We start from the raw sequence: 2,932 nt of genomic DNA, 5'->3' as shown, positions 1-2,932 counted from the left end.
CTCCTCCCCCGCGCGGCCGAACGCTCCCGCGAGCGCTTACCGGCCCGCCCCCGCGGCCACCCCGGCGGGAACGGCGAGGAGTTACTCGACGGACGGCGGCCGGGTCGTCTTCGAACTCGGCGCGGACAGCGCGAAGCTGGTGTCGGCGACGCCGGAGCCGGGCTGGTCGATGCGGGTCTGGACGAACTCGGCCTGGATCCGGGTGAACTTCGCCCAGGACGACGGCACGACGGTCTCGGTGTTCTGCACCTGGAACGGCCATCCGCCGCAGGTCGAGATCGTGAAGTGACCGCAGAGCGGCAGCCCGCGTCAGTCGAAGGCGGAGGCCGGCGGCGGCGGTGAGGGCCGGGCGTCGGCGTCGTGCACCGCGGCCGCGCCGCCGGTGAAGTCGGCGAGCGCCCGCCCGTGTTCGACGCGCCCCGGGTGCGGATCGGTCGCCACCCGGCGGGTCAGTTCCGCGACCTTCGGCGTCACGTCCGAGGCGAGCAGTACGGCGTTGCCGAAGCGGCGGCCGCGGAACACGGTCGGGTCGGCGGCGAGCGCGAGCTCGGGGAAGACGGTGGCGGCGGTGGCGATCTGGCCGCGCAGATGGGCCAGCGGGGGGCCGTCGGCGAGGTTGGCCACGTAGGTCCCGCCGGGCTTCAGGACGCGGCGCACCTCGGCGAGGAATTCGGTGCTGGTCAGGTGGGCGGGGGTCCGGGCCCCGCTGAAGACGTCGGCGATGACCAGGTCGGCCCAGCCGTCCTGGATCTTCCCGAGCCCGGCGCGGGCGTCGGTGGCGCGGACCCTGATCCTGGCCTGCGGGTCCAGCGGCAGTTCCCGGCGGACCAGCTGGACGAGGGCCGCGTCCACCTCGACGATCTGCTGGGTGGAGCGGGGGCGGGTCGCGGCGATGTAGCGGGCGAGCGTGAACGCCCCGCCGCCCAGGTGCACGACGTGCAGCGGCTGCCCGGCGGGCGCGGCCAGATCGGCGATGTGGCCGATCCGGCGCTGGTACTCGAACGAGAGGTACGTCGGGTCGTCGAGGTCCACGTGGGACTGCGGCGCACCGTCGATCGTCAGCGTCCAGGCACGCCTGCGTTCCCGGTCGGGCACCAGCTCGGCGACGCCGCCGTCCACCGGCTCGGAGACGTTGCCGCCGGGGCGTTCGGCGCCGCGTGCCGCCTTGCGGTCGGTCCTGCGGTCCGCGCGCTGCTTGCGGCTCCCCGCTCCGCCGGCCGCTCCTCGACGTGCCACTGCCGTTCGTACCTGCTCACTGCTCATCGGGTCCGGGACCGGCCGTGACCGGCCGCGACGGGCGGCCGCGCTCACCCGCCCTGCGGCCATTATGGGCTCAGCGGCAGTTGTCGGCCGCCTCGATCAGCCGGGCGGCCTGGTCGAGCGCGGCCCGCAGCGCGGCCGGGTCGGTGACCGAGGTGTCATCGCCGGGCGGCAGCAGCCAGCCGCTGCCGGAGACGGGCGGCTCGGCGGGGATGCGCAGCCCGCGGCCGTCGGTCCGCGTACAGGCGCTGCCGGGTACGTCCCAGGCCTCGGCGGTGCCCGGCGGCACCAGGAAGCCGAGGGTGGCGCACGGTCCGTCGTGGAGGACCGGGCCGACGGCCTCCTGGTCGGCTCCGCGGCGCAGGATGTCCACTGCCTCCAGGCCCTGACGGGCGGGGACGGTCACCAGGTCGCACGGTTCCGCGCCGGGAGGGGGGCCCGCCGCGGCGGGCCCCTCGGCGGGTGCCATGGGGCCGGTCGTCGCGGTCGTCGCGGCCGTCGTCGCGGTCGTCCGCGAGCCGGTCGCCATGTCGAGATGCAACAAGGGACCTCTCCTCTCATCGCCGGGCGGAGCCGGACTCCGTCGCCACGTGGACCAACGCGCCGACCACGTCAAGGGCTACGGCCCCACACCGCTGCAAAGGGTGGCAGTTCATGGCGGATCGTGGGCGAGATATCCCGTTTGTCAGCAAACGCAGCGTGTGTGACGTGTCACAACAGGTACGTTCTTGCTCCGCCGGGACACCGGAAACAACGCCCGGCTCGCACCAGAGAGGGTTCCGCCATGGTGTCGACACGGGCAGTTCCCAACCTCGCCTTCCGGCGGCTGCGCGGACCGCGCTCCGCCGGGGAGTTCGCTGCCGCGGTACGCAGGTCCGCCCGCGAGATCGGCGAGCAGGTCGCGTGCGACGCCCGGTACATCGGACGCGTGGAGTCCGGCGAGATCCGCTGCCCGAACTACGCGTACGAGCGAGTCTTCCTGCACATGTTCCCCGGGGCGAACCTGGCGGACCTGGGCTTCTCACCGCGTGAATCGGTACGCGGCCGGGGGACCCGGCCCGCGGACGCTCCTTCGCCCCCGACTTCCCCGCTGCCCGGCAGCGACACCGACGAGGAGTGCGACGTGCTGCGTCGCGTATTCATGACGAGCGGCTCCACCACGATGGCGGCCGCGTCCCTTGGCCTGGGCCTCGGTGGCATGACCGCCTCCGTGTCCCTGCCCGCGCAGCGCCGGGTCGGCGAGGCGGAGGTGCACGCCGTCGAGAAGGCGGTGCGGCAGATCCGTCTGCTGGACGACCGGCACGGGGGTGACGGCCTGTACCGGCGGGCCTCGCATCCGCTGCGGGCGGCGTACGCGCTGCTCGACTCCGGGACCGCGACCCGGCGCTCCACGGCGGACCGGCTCCACAGCGGGGCCGGTGAGCTGGCCATCTCGGTGGGCTGGCTGGCCCACGACTCGGGCCGGTTCGAGGACGCCCGCTCGCACTACGCGGAGGCGCTGGCCACGGCGCGGGTGGCCGGGGACCACGCGCTGGAGGCGCACGCGTTCTGCAACGCCTCGTTCCTGGCCCGGGACACCGGGCGCTCGCGCGAGTCCCTGCGCGCCGCGGAGGCGGGCCTGCGGGCCGCGCAACCGCTGGGCTCACCGCGGCTGATGGCGCTGCTCTCGCTG

Annotated in this window: 3 protein-coding genes and 1 pseudogene; 2 read left to right on the top strand and 2 right to left on the bottom strand. The window is 74.7% G+C overall.

Annotated elements, in window-relative coordinates:
* Positions 1 to 289: pseudogene (locus J1C73_RS15775) on the top strand (hypothetical protein); the annotation flags it as partial.
* A 20-nt stretch (positions 290 to 309) separates the two neighbouring features.
* Here the strand turns inward: J1C73_RS15775 and J1C73_RS15770 are convergent.
* Positions 310 to 1,236: a spermidine synthase gene (locus tag J1C73_RS15770; protein ID WP_307797703.1), complete on the bottom strand. Its 927-nt coding sequence runs from the start codon at positions 1,234 to 1,236 to the stop codon at positions 310 to 312.
* A 97-nt stretch (positions 1,237 to 1,333) separates the two neighbouring features.
* Entirely contained in the window at positions 1,334 to 1,804 is a 471-nt protein-coding gene (locus J1C73_RS15765; protein WP_207316935.1) for a hypothetical protein, read from the bottom strand.
* A 240-nt stretch (positions 1,805 to 2,044) separates the two neighbouring features.
* Between J1C73_RS15765 and J1C73_RS15760 the strand changes: the two genes are divergently transcribed.
* Positions 2,045 to 2,932: tetratricopeptide repeat protein (locus J1C73_RS15760; protein WP_207316934.1), on the top strand; the 888-nt coding region annotated here is incomplete at its 3' end.

The sequence above is a fragment of the Streptomyces laculatispora genome (assembly GCF_017353455.1).
Lineage (GTDB): Bacteria > Actinomycetota > Actinomycetes > Streptomycetales > Streptomycetaceae > Streptomyces > Streptomyces laculatispora.
This window is presented reverse-complemented; position numbering and strand designations above follow the sequence as displayed.